The 18,829-nt window shown below is 56.4% G+C and carries 15 protein-coding genes; 6 read left to right on the top strand and 9 right to left on the bottom strand.

Annotated elements, in window-relative coordinates; genetic code table 11:
* Positions 1–217: 217 nt before the first annotated feature.
* The 9 genes from ald to gabT all read right to left on the bottom strand — a co-directional run bounded on the left by ald (position 218) and on the right by gabT (position 10,913).
* Complete coding sequence (gene ald / locus ACHZBS_RS03595) at positions 218–1,330, bottom strand: alanine dehydrogenase (protein ID WP_319405162.1); 1,113 nt, start codon at positions 1,328–1,330, stop codon at positions 218–220.
* Positions 1,311–1,559, bottom strand: coding sequence for a hypothetical protein (locus tag ACHZBS_RS03600; protein WP_319405163.1), 249 nt, complete (start codon positions 1,557–1,559; stop codon positions 1,311–1,313). Before ACHZBS_RS03600 ends, ald begins: the two co-directional genes overlap by 20 nt.
* 185 nt (positions 1,560–1,744) lie before the next feature.
* On the bottom strand, positions 1,745–2,437 hold the full coding sequence (locus ACHZBS_RS03605) for a GntR family transcriptional regulator (RefSeq protein ID WP_319405164.1): 693 nt from the start codon (positions 2,435–2,437) through the stop codon (positions 1,745–1,747).
* Between the two features lie 250 nt (positions 2,438–2,687).
* The gene (gene xsc, locus ACHZBS_RS03610; protein WP_319405165.1) at positions 2,688–4,475 is read right to left on the bottom strand and encodes a sulfoacetaldehyde acetyltransferase; all 1,788 of its coding nucleotides are present in this window, start codon (positions 4,473–4,475) and stop codon (positions 2,688–2,690) included.
* Between the two features lie 353 nt (positions 4,476–4,828).
* A complete protein-coding gene (locus ACHZBS_RS03615) occupies positions 4,829–5,671 on the bottom strand; it encodes an SDR family NAD(P)-dependent oxidoreductase (protein ID WP_319405166.1) in 843 nt (280 codons plus the stop codon).
* A 9-nt stretch (positions 5,672–5,680) separates the two neighbouring features.
* On the bottom strand, positions 5,681–6,457 hold the full coding sequence (locus ACHZBS_RS03620) for a CoA-transferase (protein WP_319405167.1): 777 nt from the start codon (positions 6,455–6,457) through the stop codon (positions 5,681–5,683).
* Positions 6,458–6,655: 198 nt separating this feature from the next.
* On the bottom strand, positions 6,656–7,633 hold the full coding sequence (locus ACHZBS_RS03625) for a CoA-transferase (RefSeq protein WP_319405168.1): 978 nt from the start codon (positions 7,631–7,633) through the stop codon (positions 6,656–6,658).
* Positions 7,634–7,648: 15 nt separating this feature from the next.
* Complete coding sequence (locus ACHZBS_RS03630; RefSeq protein WP_319405170.1) at positions 7,649–9,409, bottom strand: aldehyde ferredoxin oxidoreductase family protein; 1,761 nt, start codon at positions 9,407–9,409, stop codon at positions 7,649–7,651.
* A gap of 196 nt (positions 9,410–9,605) precedes the next feature.
* The gene (gene gabT / locus ACHZBS_RS03635; protein WP_319405171.1) at positions 9,606–10,913 is read right to left on the bottom strand and encodes a 4-aminobutyrate--2-oxoglutarate transaminase; all 1,308 of its coding nucleotides are present in this window, start codon (positions 10,911–10,913) and stop codon (positions 9,606–9,608) included.
* Positions 10,914–11,448: 535 nt separating this feature from the next.
* Here gabT and ACHZBS_RS03640 point away from each other — a divergent pair.
* From ACHZBS_RS03640 to ACHZBS_RS03665, 6 genes are all read left to right on the top strand, one after another.
* A complete protein-coding gene (locus ACHZBS_RS03640) occupies positions 11,449–12,051 on the top strand; it encodes a TetR/AcrR family transcriptional regulator (protein ID WP_319405172.1) in 603 nt (200 codons plus the stop codon).
* A 75-nt stretch (positions 12,052–12,126) separates the two neighbouring features.
* Positions 12,127–15,303, top strand: coding sequence for a putrescine aminotransferase (locus ACHZBS_RS03645; RefSeq protein ID WP_319405173.1), 3,177 nt, complete (start codon positions 12,127–12,129; stop codon positions 15,301–15,303).
* A gap of 69 nt (positions 15,304–15,372) precedes the next feature.
* Complete coding sequence (locus ACHZBS_RS03650) at positions 15,373–15,918, top strand: 4Fe-4S dicluster domain-containing protein (protein WP_319405174.1); 546 nt, start codon at positions 15,373–15,375, stop codon at positions 15,916–15,918.
* A gap of 67 nt (positions 15,919–15,985) precedes the next feature.
* Positions 15,986–17,092: an agmatine deiminase gene (gene aguA, locus ACHZBS_RS03655; protein ID WP_319405175.1), complete on the top strand. Its 1,107-nt coding sequence runs from the start codon at positions 15,986–15,988 to the stop codon at positions 17,090–17,092.
* Positions 17,093–17,308: 216 nt separating this feature from the next.
* Positions 17,309–18,184 (top strand): N-carbamoylputrescine amidase, encoded by an 876-nt coding sequence (gene aguB / locus ACHZBS_RS03660; RefSeq protein WP_319409060.1) that lies wholly within the window; start codon positions 17,309–17,311, stop codon positions 18,182–18,184.
* 225 nt (positions 18,185–18,409) lie between these two features.
* Positions 18,410–18,802 carry a transposase gene (locus ACHZBS_RS03665; protein ID WP_319405176.1) on the top strand — a complete coding sequence of 131 codons (393 nt, stop codon included), beginning with the start codon at positions 18,410–18,412 and terminating at the stop codon, positions 18,800–18,802.
* Positions 18,803–18,829: the final 27 nt, after the last annotated feature.

The raw sequence follows: 18,829 nt of genomic DNA on the forward strand, positions 1-18,829 counted from the left end.
TGAGTCAAGCCCCTAAAATCTATCGCGCGGGGCAGCCGGCAATCCTCAAACCGCCCAAAAGGGCTGTGTCGTCCCATGAGTTGATTCCCATGGGTGGAATTCCGTAGCAGGGGCTTGTCCGGATGGGAAGAAAACGGCTCCATCCGTCTGAGAAAGATCGCGGATGGAGCCGTTTTCTTCAAGCTGCTTTAAATGTGGCGTATAGCTTCTATCTGCCTCACAGCAGCGTGTCGGCATCCACATACTCCATATCAAAGGCCTCGGCCACCCCCTTAAAGCTTACATGGCCGTCAACAATATTGAGCCCGTATTTGATCTCCGGATTGTCTTTGCATGCCTGTTTCCAGCCCTTGGTGGCAATCTGAACCGCATAGGGCAGTGTGGCATTCGTCAAGGCAAGCGTTGACGTCTTGGCCACCGCACCGGGCATGTTGGCCACACAGTAAACCACGGTGCCATTCTGGTTGAAGGTCGGCTGGGAATGGGTAGTCGGTCGGGAGCATTCAAAGCAACCTCCCTGGTCGATGGCGACATCGACCAATACCGCCCCTTTTTTCATCTCCCCGATCATCTCGTTGGTCACCAGGCGGGGCGCTTTGGCGCCGGCGACCAATACGGCACCCACAACAAGATCAGCCTGTTTAAGCAGTTCACGAATCGCAGCCGGACTGGACATCATCGGAAAACAGTTGGCGGGCATAATATCGCTCAGATATCTCAGCCGGTCCAGATTCATATCCAGCACATAGACCTTGGCGCCTAAGCCGCAAGCCATCTTGGCCGCATTGGTACCAACCACGCCACCGCCGATGACAACAACGGTGGCGGGGGATACACCGGGAACGCCACCTAACAGGACCCCTTGCCCCCCCTGCTGCATCTCCAGATATTTGGCTCCCTCCTGGATCGCCATGCGACCGGCAACCTCACTCATGGGGGTCAGCAGGGGCAGCGATCTGTCGGCTTTCTGGATAGTTTCATAAGCAATGCCGATGCAGCCGCTCTTGATCATCGCCCGGGTCAGTTCTTCAGCTGCCGCCAGATGGAGATAGGTGAAAACGATCTGTCCCGGACGGATTAGATCGTACTCAGACGCAAGCGGTTCTTTAACATGCATGACCATATCGGAACGATCGTAGATTTCTTTGGGTGTTACCACCCTTTCGGCTCCTGCTAAAAGATAGGCTTCATCATCGAAGCCACTGGCAACACCGGCCGATTTTTCAAACAGAACCGTATGGCCATTCATCTTCATGACTTCAACACCGGCCGGTGTCATGCAAACACGATTTTCTTCCGTCTTGATTTCCTTAAGTATGCCAACGATCATGTTTAGTCCTCCTTGAGTTGTGGATTGCCTGATCGAAAATTAGTTTCAAACGTTCTCTCATATTTTTCAAGTCGCGCATCGACCGGCATTGTTCGATCCCCGCTTTTTCGGCGGCAAAGATGCGATTGATGCCCGATGAATTAAAATACTCCAGCTTGTTGAAGCAATGCGATGAATCTTGCCGGGGAAAGGGAATGGTGATCCAATGAGCGGCCGATGAGTCGATCATTTTCAAAACCCCCGACGACGGAAGCTTGATACCTGACATATCTATTCGGCTTGACGATTGTCAAACCCAAAATTATTGAACGAAAATCATAAGCGGCCAGGCAATCGCGTTGATCCTTAAAATGGGCTCGGTCAAAACCTCATGACGTTTCGTGAAGGAGGGTTTAATGCTGATATGAAAACGAATCAGGACCAGTTAAAACCCTTTTCCTTTTCTGAAAAATCGGCACTGCGTCTGTAAAATTCCCGGATATAGGATTCCTGAACGCTGAAAGACCAATGAATGTCCCGCATACAATGAACGGCGCCTGCACAATTCCCTTGCTTGACCATGTCGATAAACGAGTCATGTTCAACACAGTTGCGAAGCTCCCATTCCTTGACGTATGGACGTTGCTGAAAGTCGTATAGCCGCTGTTTCATGGGCATAATAAATTCTTGCAGGTGCTTGTTGGCTGACAAATTCAGGAAGGTATTATGAAAGGAAAGGTTCAGCTGGTAATAGGTATCGAATTCATCCATCCGTAGTGCATCCCGCATTTCGGAATTCAGTTGACGCAAAGCAGAAATTTTCTGGGTTCCGAGGCGAGGGAACACTTCTTTGACGACCTCCCCTTCAATCGCACCGATGATCTGATAGAAGTCTTTAACGTCCTCAATCGTCAACGGATTGACCACGACCCCCCGCCTGGGCATGATGGTAACAAAGCCTTCGGCCTCAAGTTTGATGAGCGCGTCTCGGAGTGGCGTTTTGCTAACGCCCAACCGCTGAATGATCTCGTTAAGATTCAGGATTGTGTCGGGTAGGATATGCCCCTTGTGCATCTCCTCCCGAAGGTATTCGTAGACCTGTTCGCGCAGTGATTGTAAATTCATCATACGGTCGTTTTCTTTTCCGGACGTATCGGTCTTGGCATCAATGCTTTTATCTTAACCGGCAATGTCATAGCATTCTGGCCGGTTGAATGTCTCGTTGCTCTTGTTCGAAAATACGATGACGCACCGAGATTGCCGAGACGCCAGGATCGCAAGGCGGAAGAAGCGACAATTGCAGCGCTATTGGCGCGCCGAGCAACGCGGCGAGTCGGGCTGTATCGGTAATCGAATGCCATCGTATTTATTGGGGCACTTAGCACCCCTGTTGCGGGCGCATATCGGCAGGATCGATCCCCGCTACGGCAACCGGCTTTTTCATTGCATCGCGACGGAACGGTTCGCCAAGTTCCTGGTTCGTCAGAACTTCGATGAAAGTGGTTTTGCCTTCTTCCATCTGCGCCCGGATAGCCGCATTCAGCTTCTTTGTCAGATCGTCCATGGAGGTTGTCTGAACCCCTTCTTGCCCGCAGGCGCGCGCGATACCCGCGTAAGAGACATCAAGATCCAGTTCGGTCCCTACAAAGTTGTCGTCATACCAAAGCGTGGTATTCCTTTTCTCGGCGCCCCACTGGTAGTTGCGGAAAATGACCATGGTGATCGCAGGCCAGTTGTCGCGGCCGCAGGCGGACATTTCGTTCATCGAAATGCCGAAGGCGCCGTCACCGGCAAAACCGACCACCGGAACATGGGGCTGTGCGATTTTTGCGCCCAGGATTGCCGGGAAGCCATAGCCGCAGGGTCCGAACATACCCGGGGCCAGATATTTGCGGCCGGCTTCGAAAGTCGGATAGGCGTTGCCAATGGCGCAATTGTTGCCGATATCGGAAGAAATGATCGCTTCTTTGGGCAAAGCGGCCTTGATGGCGCGCCAGGCCATGCGCGCCGTCATTTTATCCGGCTCGCGGTCACGGGCACGCTCGTTCCAGGTGGTGCCTGGATCGTCTTCTTCGTGGTCCATGGTGGCCAACTCCAGATCCCAGTCTGCCTTGGTTTTTTCTATGTCGGCTTTGCGTTCTTCGCGGTTTGCATCACCGGCAGTAGCGGAAAGCTGGGCAAGAATAGCGTTGGCCACTTTCTTGGCGTCACCGACGATACCCACGGTAACGGGTTTGGTGAGGCCGATTCGATCGGGGTTGATATCAACCTGAATAATGGCCGCGTTATTTGGCCAATAGTCAATGCCATAGCCCGGCAGGGTTGAGAACGGATTTAAGCGGGTACCCAGTGCCAGCACCACGTCTGCCTTGGCAATCAGCTGCATGCCGGCTTTCGAACCGTTGTAACCCAGTGGACCCGCAAAGAGCGGGTGGCTGCCCGGAAATGCGTCATTGTGCTGATAGCCGCAGCAAACCGGGGCGTCCAGACGCTCGGCCAGAGCCATTGCGTCCTTGATCGCGCCGCCGATCACCACGCCGCCGCCGTTCAGAATGACGGGAAACCTTGCCTTGGACAGAAGCGCTGCTGCGCGGGCGATAGCGCCCTCGCCACCGGCCGGACGTTCGAATTCAACAGCGGCAGGCAGCTCGATGTCGATCACCTGGGTCCAGAAGTCACGCGGGACATTGATCTGGGCCGGGGCGGATGCACGCTTGGCCTGCATGATTACCCGGTTGAGGACCTCGGCCATGCGGGACGGATGAAGCACTTCTTCCTGATAGGCAACCATGTCCTCGAAAATGGCCATCTGCGGAACTTCCTGGAAACCACCCTGGCCCATGGTCATGTTTGCCGCCTGGGGTGTTACCAGAAGCAGTGGGGTATGGTTCCAGTAGGCGGTTTTCACCGGTGTAACGAAGTTGGTGATGCCGGGACCGTTCTGCGCCACCATCATGGACATCTTGCCGGAGGCACGGGTGAAACCGTCCGCCATCATACCGGCGTTGCCTTCATGCCCGCAGTCCCAGAAAGTGATGCCGGCTTTGGGAAACAGGTCCGAAATCGGCATCATTGCCGAACCGATAATACCAAACGCATGTTCGATGCCGTGCATCTGGAGAACTTTTACAAAAGCCTCCTCGGTGGTCATTTTCATTTTAGCCATTTGTTAAACCCTCCTATGGATATTTTCTGTCTGGACAAGGTCCACCTACAGATATCTGATACATCTCATATCAGATACCCGTCAAGAAATTTTTTCCCCGGTGAATTCGATCTTCTGTTGACACAGTAGCGTCATGTCATCCCCCCCGGGTGGCGGCGTAACCACACGCAAAAATAGGCTGCCCGATCAGGACATGGATAATTAGGGAGTGAAAGGCACGACGGGAAAAACAAATCAAGCATATCGTCAACCCAATCCGAACATCAGTTATCTAAACAGACCCATAAACCGCGGTTAAATCCGTTTCGTTAAAATAATTCATTTTATCAAATGGTTAATGCGGAGCGGAGGAATTAATAATAACCTTTACCGGGTCCCTTATAATCCTGAATCGTGTTGCCGCCGTCGATGACGATCATCTGGCCGGTAATGTAGGCGGCCTCGTCGGAGGCGAGAAAAGCGATCAGGTCGGCGACCTCCTGCGGCGTGCCGGACCGTCCCATAGGGGTATGCTCTCCCGCCGTTTTCTCTTCCTCGGTGGATGATCCCGTCTCGATCCACCCCGGGGCCACATTGTTGACAGTGATGCCGTTGCGGGCCACTTCCATGGCCAGGCTTCGGCTCATGCCGACCATGGCGGCCTTGGCCGCACTGTAGGCAGCCTCTCCCGGGTTGCTCACCAGGGGACCGGTGACCGAGGAGACGTTGACGATGCGGCCGTATCTGCTTTTCAGCATGTAGGGCAGCACCGCATGGGTGACGTTGAAACAGGTGGTGAGGTTGCGGTCGATGGATTGGTGCCATTCCCGGGGAGTCAATTGCGCCAGGTGAATCATGGCCTCCGAATCGCCCACCTGGGTCATGCCGGCGTTGTTGACCAGGACGTCGATGCAGCCAAAATGGCTGATCACATATTCCACCAGTGCACGGGCCTGTTCCATACGGGTCAGGTCGGCCGTCAGGGCCACGACCCTTCCCCCCGAGGTGTCCAAGGCGGCCTGCCGAGGGTAGATACGGTCGGTAGTTGAGGAAATGGCGACGCGTGCGCCGCTTTGGAAAAGCAGTTTTGCGGCGGCGAAGCCGATGCCGCGTTCGCTCCCGCACCCGGTCACCAGGGCCACGCGGCCCTCGAATCGTCTCGGGTTGATGGACAAGGAGTTCTCCACTCCGTTGGTGGAAAAAACAATATCGCCCATGATCGATCGTTAACCCAGGATCAGACGTTGGGGATCGCACTTGTCTCTTAAAATGGACAGTTCTTCCGCCGACGGGGGCCGAATAGGGGCGGCCTGCGACGTGTCCACGGCAAAACCCATGTTCCCGAGGACGTCTTCTTTTCTCACGCCCGGAAAACAGCCTTTCAGAATCATCTGTTTAGTGTCCGGATCGAATCCCATCATAGCCATGTTGGTGATCACGCAGGAAGGGCCCCCTTCCGGCAGACCGGCCTTTTTACGGCCATCAGGCCCGTCGAGCCACCCCGGGCTGGTCAGGTAATCCAGTTTGGGAACGAATTTCCGCTTGGCGTGCTGCATGAAGATAATCGTCCGGCTGACGAAGGAGGCCACATCACAGGCGCCGCCGCTGCCGGAAAACCGCACCGTGGGATGAAGGTAGTCACCGATGACGGTGGAGTTCAGGTTGCCGTAGATGTCGATCTGGGCGGCGCCCATGATACCCACCACCTGACGGCCGGTAAAGCGGTTCTGCATGGTGGCGAACGCATCCGCCAGGCCGCCGTTGACGGAGGTGGCGAACATCACACGGGAATCGCCCACCGCCAGGGGCACTTCTTCCAACTGGGAATCGATGGCACCGGTTTCAAAAAAAATCACGCTGTTGGGGGCGCTGATATGTTTAGCTGCCATGGCAGCCAGCATGGAAATGCCCGTGCCGCAAAATACGATATCGCCGTCTCGGATCTCCCTGGCGGCGGCGATGGCCATCATCTCCCGGCTGGTATAATCTGTTTCAGAGGACATGGTTCTCTTTCTCTACATCGGTTGTCCATCTTGGGATGGTATTTTACCAATCCAGTGTCTTTCCGAAAATGGTAGATTGTGTTTCAGATCAAGGCCGCAGTGTTTTTAAAACCGGAGGCGTAGTCCCGCTACGTTGAGGACTTCAAAAACGCGAGAACGCAGAGCTGGGAAGCAAGATGCCGTTTCCGGATGAACACTTCAGCGGCGGTCGAGGCCTACGGCATACCCGGTTCGCGGATCGGCCTTGATTTTCTCCAGCTGGCGGGGATCGATGCAGGCCATCATCTCCTCATGATTCGCTGATGACAAGACGTCCGTGTCCAGATACGCTTGGTAGCGCTTATCGTCCAGAGCCGCGTGCCGGTATTGGTGCAGGCGGGTCGGGTCATAGTCGTAATGCCGGTAGCAGGCGGTGGGCCAGGCCCCCATGGGGACATGCACCACGGCGTCCACGCAGAAAAAAGGGATCTGGTTCCTTTCCGGCGCCCCGCGCAACAAGTCATCGTCGACCAGGGTTTCGCAAGTGACGATGAGGTGCCGGGCCGCCTTGGCCTGCTCCACATCGGCAAAGGGCAGTCCGTTGATGCGGGCGGTTCCCTGGCGGTCGGCGGCCTGCACGTGAATAAGGGTGATGTCCGGGTTGATGGCCGGTACCAGCACCACCCGATCGGTATCGCACCAACCGTCGAAGGGGTTGTCCATGACGGCCAGTTTACGGCTGGGGACACGCGGGTCCGCCTGACGCGCCGTTTCCGAAAACCCCCAGCGGTTGACGATATCCGATCCCAACGAGGAACGGGTCGGCAGAAAGGGAACCCCCATGGCACCGGCCATGAACCGCAGCGTCATCTGGTAGTTGGTGTAGTCCTCGACCAGAAGCTGCCCGGATTCGACGGATTTGCGGAAACGGATACAGGTGGACGCGAAGCGCCCACTGCCGGCATAAGCGATCTCGAGCCGGTCCACGCAGCCGGCGCCGATGAGTTCATCGACCCCCTGGCCGTTGGAATGGGCGTAAAGATGCAGGCCACGCTTTCGCTGGCGGATGACTTCATAAACCGCCGCCATGGGATTCCGGTTGATGGTGAATCCGCCGATGGAAATATGGGCGCCGTCGGGAACAAACCGGGAAACGGCCTCCGACAGGGACATCAGCTTGTTGGCATTGACATTCATGCGCGTTTTTTCCCCTTAAGCGATCGCATCCGAAAGCTGGCCCGTTTCACGCCATCCTCTCAGGCGGTAGTAGTCGTCCACCAGCCACCTCAGATCCGCCGAATCGATCCGACGTCCATCCGGCAGGGCCTCGTTCAAGAGCCGTTTGGGCAGCCAGTCGTCTGTCATGCGCAGCCCCTCCCTCAAATTGAAACGGCGGGTACTGTCGGTAACGCGGGCCGCCAACGACTGAAGATCCTGCTTCTGCAGGGTCTCCCCGGTGGTCAGGGCGATCATTTTGCCGATCTCTTCCCAGGGGTACAAATCCCGGTAGAAACGGCAGACAATCAGGGTGTCGAAAAGGGTGCAGCGGTCTTCGAAATCGATGAAAAGGGCAGCTTTATCTTCAATCTGGTCCGGATCGATGAGGCCGCTCAACTCCGGTTTGTAAAAGGTGGTGCGCAGGTGGCAGGCACCCCGGTCGGCCACGGCGTAGGCCAGTCCCATGCCCTTGAGCACCCGGGGATCGTAACCGGAGGGTTCGAGCCCCTTGACGTGAACGGCAATATCTTCCAGACCCAGCTCCTCGCTGGCCGGCCGGATGCCTTCGGCCAGCAATCCGCCCACATCCTGGCGCAGCACGATTTTTTTCAACAGCGCGGCGATCCGATCGGGCTGGTTGTAGTCGATCTCCAGATCGATTTTTCCCCTTCGCCTGGCTTCGATGGCAAAAGCGGCCAGGTTTCCCGAGCTCATGGTGTCCAGCCCCATGCGGTCGCACAGATCGTTCAGGTAGACGATCTCCTCGATCTGATCGACCATGCACAGCCCGCCAAAGGCATAGATGGTTTCATATTCCGGCCCTTCCAGCGTCAATCCCTGGTGGCGCCCCTGCTGGACCCGAACCGATTTGCCGCAGGCCAGGAAACAGGTCCGGCAGGCTTTGGGCTTGGGCTGGCAGCGATCCTTGATGCTCTGGGCGTTGATGTTTTCATATTGCTGCACCGATCCCTGGGACCAGTAGCGGCTGGGAAATCCCCCGGCCTTGTTGAGAATATCCACCATCATGGGCGTACCGTTATTGCGGTAGGCCTGGGTGACGGGGTGGTCCTTGTATAGCGCCAAGTTCTCCTTGGCATAGGCTTTAAGGCCTGCCGGGTCGGCAAAGGGGCGCTTCCGGCTGCCGTGAAAAACGACGGCTTTAATTTTTTTGGAGCCCAGCACCGCCCCCATGCCCGTACGGCCGCAAACCCGCCATCCGTCATTTTTCACGACGGCAAAGCGCACGCGGTTTTCGCCTGCCGGGCCGATCACCAGAATGCCCGGCGACGTCGCGGCCACCTTTTTGCGTAAGGCCTCCTCGGTCTCGAAGGTGTCCAGCCCCCACAGGTCGTCCGCCGCATGAAAAAAGACCCCCTGATCCGTGATCTCCAGCCACAGCGGACGATCCGACGCCCCCTTGATGATATAGGCGTCGAAACCGGCCCGGCTCATGGCGATGGCCGCACTGCCGCCGGCATAGGACTCACTGTAGAGGCCGGTCAGAGGGGATTTGGCGAACATGCCATGGCGGCAGGATCCGTGGATGGGGCTGTCCGTAGCCGGTCCCAGGGCCAGCACCAGGCGGTTGTCGGAGGAAAAGGGATCCACGCCTGCCGGATTGCGATCCAGCAGCAGTTGGGTTCCCAGTCCCTTGCCGCCCATGCAAGTTTGCAGAAATGCATCGCTCAGCATCTCTGTCTGGCAGGATCGGTTGCTCACATCGACGGTCAATGCCTGTTTAAAAAAACCATACATGGGGGTATCCTTCGATATTTTTGAAAATGATGGACGTGCCTAATTCCTTGGCGGTTGTTCATTTCCGACAAAGAACTTCAAATATCAACGCCCAAATGCCAGTTGAAGGACGGAAATCAATTTTACCATAAAACCGACAGCATTCCGCCATTTGACATTTAGCATTAAAGCTTTGGCATTGATTGCAACTCCAAAATCAGGACCGCGTGACTTCCTCAAGACTCTCTTCGAGTATGGCCAGCCCCTTGTCCAGTTGTTCATCGGTGATGACCAGCGGCATCAGGGTGCGGATGACATTGCCGAAATTACCGCAGGAAAGCAATACCAGTCCCTTTTCAAAACAGCGGCTGGCGAGCGCCTTGGCCTTGTCGGTGGCCGGCTTCTTGGATTCGCGGTCCTCCACCAGTTCCATGGCCAGCATCGGGCCTTTACCGCGCACGTCGCCGATGATCGCATAGCGTTCCTGCATGGCGGTAAAACGTGCCCGCAAAGTTTCACCCAATACCACCGCCCGGTCCATCAGACCGTCTTCGAGCAGGATCTCCATGACGGCCAGCGCCGCCCGGCAGGAGACGGGGTTGCCGCCATAGGTACCGCCCAGTCCGCCCACGTGGGAGGCATTCATCATCTCGGCACGGCCGATCACCGCGGACAGCGGCATGCCGCCGGCAAAGCTTTTGGCCATGGTGATGATATCGGGAGTCACGCCCCAATGGTCGATGGCAAAAAATTTCCCGGTGCGTCCGGCGCCGCTCTGCACCTCATCGAGGATCAGGGCGATGCCATGCTTTTCGCAGATAGCCTTCAGTTTCGGAAAATACTCGGGGGGTGGCGTAACGAACCCGCCCTCTCCCTGGATGGGTTCGGCAATCACGGCCGCCGTCTGTTCGGCGGCCACATGACTGATGAAAAATTCTTCGAGGTAATCGGCACAGGCCGTCCCGCAGGCCGGATAGGTCAATCCGAAGGGGCATCGGTAGCAGTAGGCAAAGGGCATGCGATAAACTTCCGGCGCATACGGTCCGTATCCGAATTTATATGGCTTGACCTTGCTGGTCAGCGTCATGGTCAATAGCGTGCGGCCATGAAAGGCATTTTCAAAGCAGATGACTGCAGGTCGTTTGGTGGCGTAACGCGCCACCTTGACTGCATTCTCCACCGCTTCGGCGCCACTGTTGGCAAACAGGGTCATTTTGGCGAAATCCCCGGGCGCCAGTTGGTTGAGCCGTTCGGCCAGTTCCACATAGGGTTCGTACATGGCTACGTGGAAGCAGGTGTGGATGAATTTGCCGGCCTGGTCCCGGATGGCCGCCACCACCTTGGGATGACAGTGTCCCACGTTATTCACCCCGATGCCGCCGGCAAAATCGATCAGTTCTCGGCCGTCGACATCCACCATGATCGCCCCGCGGGCTTCCTTGATGAATGCGGGGGTGGTGTTAAAGGGTCCCTGAGGAATATGTGTGTAGCGTTTTTCGAGCAGTTCATGATTTCGGCCTGGCATATCGGCAACTCCTTTGTTGGATAGTGGATAAAATAAATTAGCATACCCGTGCATGTTGACAGATCATCAAAGGGCTCCGGATCGGACCCAATAAAACGACCGTGGGCAGAGCCGCCCGGAATATGCAGTATGGCATAAAAACATTCTGTTTGTCATCAAACAGAATGGCTGGCGGCGCGCCAATATCGCCAGCCATCGATAAAAATATAATATATTAAGCTATTTTGTTGCCTTGGTCTGCAATATTTCAATTGTTTTGGCGATGAATGGACCTTGCTGAAGTCATACCCGTTGCGGCTTTCGCAGGCTGCGGGGCTATCTGGTTTGCCCCACCGCGGAGTAACAGTTTCGAGGCGCCGAATACCCTTTCATTTCTGTCCAAGCTCAAATTTTTCCTTGTCATCAGCAATTTAATTGAATATGCAGTTAATAATAGATGAGGCACCCCATCGGCATGGAAAACTTCAAACGAATTAAAACGATTTTGATCAATACAATATCATCGTCGAACCGTAAATAGCGAACTGAATGGGCCATGAGGAAAAATAAAAGCGCGGCGCTCAGAAAACCGGATATCCTGGAGAGCTATTATCAAGTGCTCATCCAGGAGGGACTTGAAGGCACCTCTATCAGTAAAATTGCAAACAGGATAGGCATTCATCCCAGCCTGATTATCCACTACTTCAAAAACAAAGAAAATATGAAGCTTGAACTCGTCGATCTGCTGATTGAAAAATATCAATCTCCGGCGATGATCAATTTCGACCACATCGAGGATGATGAAGAACACTTCAATGCGATTATGAATGTGCTTTTCTCATTTAAATGGAGTCGAACCGTGGATCCGAGCGTTCATTTCGGGTTTTATTATCTGAGCTTAAGAAATGAAGAGATATTAGCGCGCTTCAGGGTCATGTTCAAATGGCTGAGGGACTTCCTGTGCGAAAAACTGGTCTATTTCAGCGATAAGGGTATCATCAAGGTGAAAGACGCGATCAAGGCTGCCGATTTTATTGTTACCCTGATGGAAGGGTTGGAATTTCACTCCCAGTTTTTAGCCGGCGGGAAGCATTTCGACGATTTTGCTCAGTCTGCCCGGAAGACGCTGGTCAGCGCATTGAAAAACGGCGAATTTTAAATAGCAGATGTAGACAATGAGTCTTCGACCGCCGCTGGTTCCCGCGGTCGACCCATTCCAACCAAGGAGTATCGTATGCGTGATTACGAGGAGCATTTCAAAAGTGACTACCAGGGAAGAGATATTCAGTCGGCTTATGCCGAGGCGCGCAAGATGGTGGACACCATCCTGACCCCTGCGGACCAGACTCCCCTCGACGTCCGTCAGGACATCGCCAGAAAGACGGTGCGCAATTTCAGGGATCACATCAACAAGGGATTTCTGGAATACCGCAAGTCGGTTACCGAGTCCGGCGACTTCGCCTATACGGAGTGGACCGGCCAGGGGTCGGTTCTCGTGGATGCGCTGGGGCGTGAGTTTCTGGACATCCTGGGCGGCTTCGGCCTCTACTCCTACGGCATCCGCCACCCCAAGATCGTGGCCGCAGTCAAAGCCCAGCTGGACCGCTCTCCCCAGTACAGCCAGGAACTACTCGATCCGCTCCGGGCTGAGTTGGGCCACGTGCTGGCGCTGCTGACCCCGGGGAAGATTCAATACGGCTTTTTCGCCAACTCCGGTACCGAGGCGGTGGAAGGGGCCATGAAACTGGCCAAGCTGTATACCGGTAAAAAGGGATTCATTGCCATGCTCAAGGGATTCCACGGCAAAACCCTGGGCAGCCTGTCGCTCATCGGAAAAAAGGTTTTTCGAAAGCCCCTTCTGCCCCTGCTGGACGGGGTACAGCATGTGCCCTTCGGGGACGCCGATGCCGTGGAGCGACTGTTGGCGGCCGCCAAGATCGTAGGCCAGGACATCGCCGCCGTGGTGGTCGAGCCGGTCCAGGGCGAAGCCGGCGCCATTGTGCCCCCGGATGATTTCTGGCCCCGGTTGAGAGAGGTGTGCAACCACTACGGCGTGCTGTTGATCGCCGATGAAGTTCAAACCGGATTCGGGCGCACCGGAAAAATTTTCGGCGTCGACCACTGGGATGTGACCCCGGACATCATGTGTTTCGGAAAGGCACTGGGTGGCGGCGTCGTGCCTATGAGCGCCTTTTTCTCCACGCCCGAAATCTGGTCGTGCATGGAACCCAACCCGTTCATGCATACCACCACCACCGGCGGCAACCCGCTGGCCTGCGCATCGGCCCTGGCGGCAATCACCGTGCTGATTGAAGACGACCTGGCCGGACAGGCCAAGTCGAAAGGGGAATACGTCCTCAAACAGCTTGGCGTATTGAAGGCGCGCTACCCCGGCGTGCTGGCCAAGGCAAGGGGCTTGGGGCTGTTGCTGGGCATGGAGTTCCCGACGGACGGAATCGGCTACAAGGTCGCCTCCGGGCTGTTTTCACGGGGTGTACTGACCGCCGGAACGCTCACCAACGCTAAAAACATTCGTTTCGAACCGGCCCTGAACATCCCCCAGGAAACCCTGGACGAAGTGCTCACCCGGCTTGAGGATGTGTTCAAATCCATCGATCTGCCCCAACGGAAAAAGGTCAGCAACCTTTACGCCGGCCGCATGCTCCGTGTGGACCTCTCGGCAGGGAAAGTGACGGAGGAACCGTTGAACGACGACTGGGTCAGAGAATATATCGGCGGCTGGGGGCTGGGTGCCAAATATTACACCGAATCCATCGACCCCACGGTCGCCCCCCTGTCCCCCGAGAACACCATCGTGGTCATGACCGGCCCCATGGCCGGGACATTGGCACCCACCGGATCCCGGACCTGCGTGGTTTCCAAATCGCCCCATACCGGGACCATTTTCGAATCCAACATCGGCGGTTCATTCGGGCCCGAACTGAAATTCGCCGGTTATGACGGCATCGTCATCAGCGGAAAGGCCGGTCAGCCGGTCTGCCTGCAAATTGAAGACGGCTCGGTCTCCCTCGAAGATGCAACCGCCCTTTGGGGATCAGGCATTTTTGAAACTGAGCGTGCCCTGGAAGATAAAATAGGCTGCGGCATGAAGAGCCTGACCATCGGGCCTGCCGGCGAGAATATCGTCCCCTATGCCTGCGTCGGTTCGGAGTCCTACCGGCAAATGGGCCGGGGCGGTGTCGGTACCCTGTTCGGCAGTAAAAACCTCAAGGCCATCGCCGTCAGGGGAACCGGAGGCATTCAGGTTGCCGAAATCGGCGAGTTCTGGGGCAAGGTGTCCGAGCATCTGGAAAACAACCTGATGACCATCGACAACCAGTGGGCCAAAGAGCAGGGCACGCCCATGCTGGTGGATGTCACCAATGAAATGGGAATCCACCCTACCCGCAACTTCACCCAGGGGGTCAATCCCAACCGTCGGAAACTGGATTCTGACGCCGTGGCGGACATTCGAATCGGTGACCGCGCCTGCGCCACCTGTCCGTTGGGATGCGGCAACTTCACGTCGGTAAACGGCGTCCAGGTGGAGGGGCCCGAATATGAAACCCTTTGCCTGGGGGGATCCAACTGCGACATCAACGATATGGAACAGGTCATGCGCTTCAACCGCGCGTGTGACGACTTGGGCCTGGACACCATATCCACCGGCAACGTGATCGGCCTGGCCATGGCGCTGACCGAGTCCGGTGCCGCCGACCTGGGACTGGCATTCGGTGACGCTGTATCCTATCTGAAGGTCCTGGATGAAATTGCCCACCAATCCACCCCGCGAGGCCGCGATCTCGCCATGGGATCCGCCAAACTTGCCGACAAATATGGCCAGCCCGACCAGGCGGCTCATTCCAAGGGATTGGAAATGCCGGGCTATGATCCGCGCGGCAATTACGGCTTGGGCCTGGCCTATGCCACCAGCGAGCGGGGCGCCTGCCATCTGCGGGCATTCCCCCTGTTCGCCGACGATCCCTTCAACCTGAAAAACCTGGCCAACGATGTCGTGACCATGCAGAACGTCAACGGTGCCAAATGGTCCATGTGCTTCTGCGACTTCTGGGGGTCGGTGGACACGACGATCATGGCCGACCTGCTCACCGCCGGCCTGGGACGCCAGATATCGTCTACAGACCTGGATAAGGTCGGCGAACGGGTGTGGAACCTGGTACGCATGTTCAATCTGGCAGCTGGGTTTACCGCGGCCGATGACACCCTTTCCGAAAAAATCACCCGACGAGCCCTTGAAAACGGACCTCACGAGGGGCGGACCCTCAGCCCCGAAACCCTGGAAGAGCTCAAGGGTTTTTATTACCGCCAGCGGGGGTGGGATAAAGCCGGTCGTCCGAAAGCGGCAAAACTGCGCGAACTCGGATTGGCCGAACTGATTGAACCGGCTTGAACTGAAAAATGAAATCAACCGGATGCCGTCCTGAAAAGGGAGGGCAGCCCCGGCATAATGGAGGAACCCATGGAAAAACACCTGATGGCCATTCCCAATCGATGCACCGGATGCAACCGATGCGTGTATGCCTGCTCGGCGGTGAAGGAGGGAATGTTCATGCCGTCCAAGGCGCGGATTCACGTCAACAATTTGTCCCACGAAGGCTACTCGGTTCCCAGTGTCTGTTTTCAATGCCCCAAGGCCTCATGCATGGAGGCCTGTCCCACCGGCGCCATTTTCAGAAGCACCCGCGGGGTGGTGGTGGTGGATGCCAAGAAATGCGACGGGTGCGGAAACTGCGTTGCCGCCTGCCCCTATGGAATGATCGACCAGTATGCTTCCGGCAAGGCGTACAAATGCGACCTGTGCGGCGGCGCACCGGCCTGCGTGGCCGAGTGCCACTATGGCGCCCTGGTTTTCAAGGAACCCGACAAAACGTCCCTCAACTGCCGCAAGGACCAGATGAAACAACGCAGCAAATTGGGCGAGCCGGAAGAAAAGCGCCGCGCCCTGGCCGTTGAAGTGTTGAAGGGGGCCGAACGCGTGCCCCGCTCCGCCGGCTATATGCGCTGAAAAAGACGGTTTAAAAATAAGGGCGGACGGATTCCCCCGTCGGCGATACGGTTCGGAAAACAAAACAATGTCAAGGACACATAACAGCACGCCGTTGCAAGACGGCTACCGGATGCCTGCCGAATTTGAACCCCACCGGGGCTGCTGGATGCTGTGGCCCGAGCGGAGGGACACCTGGCGGATGGGCGCCAAACCGGCCCAGGCCGCCTTCGCCAGGGTGGCGGAAGCCATCTCCGCCTTCGAGCCGGTCACGGTCGGGGTCGGCCGCCGCCAATGGGAAAATGCCCGGGCCCTGCTGCCCGAAGCGATCCGTGTCGTGGAAATCGCCTCCGACGACGCCTGGATGCGCGATGTGGGTCCCACCTTCGTGGTCAACGACTCGGGCGACCGTCGTGGGATCAACTGGCGGTTCAATGCATGGGGAGGCCTGGACGGCGGCCTGTATTTCCCCTGGGCGCAAGACAGCCTGGTGGCCGGGAAAGTTCTCGAGATCGAACGGGCCGACCGCTACCGTGCCCCGTTGGTCATGGAAGGCGGTTCCTTTCACGTGGACGGCCAGGGCACCCTGATCACCACCGGGGAGTGCCTGCTAAACCGCAACCGCAATCCCCATCTGACCCAAAAACAGATCGAAGACAGCCTGAAAACCTACCTGAATGTTCACAAGGTGATCTGGCTCGACAAAGGGGTGGTCATGGACGAAACCGACGGCCATGTGGACAATCTGTGCTGTTTCGTCCAACCGGGAGAAGTGCTCCTCACCTGGACCGATGACCCCGACGATCCCCAGTACGACCGATCCAGGCAGGCCCTGGAGATGCTCAGCGCCGCAACGGACGCACACGGGCGCAGGCTTGCCGTCCACAAGGTCCATCAGCCCGATCCTCTGTTCATCAGGCAAGACGAATGCGACGGCCTGGACGTCAGCGAAACGACCAAACCCCGCAGAGCCGGTGACCGGCTGGCCGCCTCCTACGTCAATTTTTATATCGCCAACGGCGGGATCGTCATGCCGCTTTTCGACGACGCCCATGATCGCACGGCCATGGACCTGCTGACCGGGCTCTTTCCGGATCGCCGGGTCGTCGGCGTTGGAAGCCGCGAGATCCTCCTGGGGGGCGGCAACATTCACTGCATCACCCAGCAGATCCCGAAAGGCGCCTATCATCCCTGAAAATGAAGCGTAACGCAGATATCGGGTTTTCTACGAATTGGTCAATATTGATGGACCCGTAAAAAGTCGATTTATAGACGGTGTCGTAAAAAGTTCAAGATCAAGGCTTGCGAATCCCGACGAATGAGGCGTACTTATGGTACGCCGCAGTGACGAGGGATGAAGCGTAACGCAGATATTGCACTTTTTACGACGCCGTCAATATTAGAGGAAACCATGGCCATGATCAAAGTAGCGGCAACCCAGATGCCGTGCAGTCCGAAAGCCGAGGAAAACCTGCTGGCGGCGGAAGCCCTGGTGCGGGAGGCCGCATCGAAGGGCGCCCGGATCATCCTCCTTCAGGAACTCTTTGCGTCCCTGTACTTCTGTCAGGTGGAGAAACCCGATTTCTTCTCCCTGGCCACCACCCTTGAGGAAAATCCTGCGGTCAACCGTTTTTCCGAGATTGCCGCTGAATTGAATGTGGTCCTGCCGATCAGTTTTTTCGAGAAAAAAGGCCCGGCCTTCTTCAACAGCCTAGCGGTGATCGATGCCGACGGCACCGTATTGGGAATCTACCGCAAAACCCACATCCCCGGCGGCCCGGGGTATGAAGAAAAATATTACTTCAGCCCGGGCGACACCGGGTTCAGGGTCTGGAAAACCCGCTACGCCACCATCGGCGTGGGCATCTGCTGGGACCAGTGGTTTCCCGAAGCCGCCCGGGCCATGGCGCTGATGGGCGCGGAGATACTGCTCTACCCCACCGCCATCGGATCGGAGCCCATGAATCCATCCTATGACAGCCGGCCCCACTGGCAGACCTGCATGCAGGGACACAGTGCCGCCAACATGCTGCCGGTCATCGCTTCGAACCGCATCGGCACGGAGACCATCGACAGGTCCTCCCTCACCTTTTATGGTTCGTCGTTCATCACGGACAATATGGGAGCGCTGATAACCCAGAGCAGCCGGCAGTCCCGGGGCGTCATCGTGGCCGAACTGGACCTGGGGGCTTATGCCAAAGAGCGCGCGGCGTGGGGCCTGTTCCGCGACAGGCGACCCGACGCCTATGCAGCGCTGCTGACCCTGGATGGTGACACCAGCTTATAAAGCCATCCAGTTTCAGATTAATCTTTCTTCGATCAAACCCCGTTGAATGACGGGGCGGCTGCGCTTAATTCCGTTTTCTTCGACTTTTCCGATGCGATCCCGCCCTGATCCCTTGGTTGAGGATTCGGGATTCGGGGTCGCACCAAGGCAACTAAATGAATAAATAGCATATAGATCACAAGACAGCCCTTTTTATTGGGCAATATCGTCTTTTTGAGCATTAAAATGGGCGATATAGAGGGATTCCAGTGGCACGGGCACATCGGCATTACATCCCAGGGTATTTGGCACATCCCCCATCGATGCCATAAGAGAGAGTTTTTGCTCAAGTATGTCAAAGATCGGCATCGTTGGTTGCAGTGGCTTTTTGAGGCGAAGAAACGATACGGGCTGGTCATTTTAAATTACGCAGTGACATCAAATCATATCCATTTGCTGGTTTATGACGATCAGGCCCGGAAAATTATCCCCAAGTCGATGCAGCTCATTGCCGGCAGAGTGGGTCAAGAGTTCAACCAGCGGAAAAATCGCAGGGGTTCTTTTTTGGAAGACCGTTATCATGCCACAATTGTCGAAGAGGGAGATCACCTGCTTCGCTGTATCGTGTATTTGATATGAACATGGTTCGAGCCGGTGTCGTTGATC

Origin of the sequence: uncultured Desulfosarcina sp. (assembly GCF_963664155.2) — a bacterium.
Taxonomy (GTDB): domain Bacteria; phylum Desulfobacterota; class Desulfobacteria; order Desulfobacterales; family Desulfosarcinaceae; genus Desulfosarcina.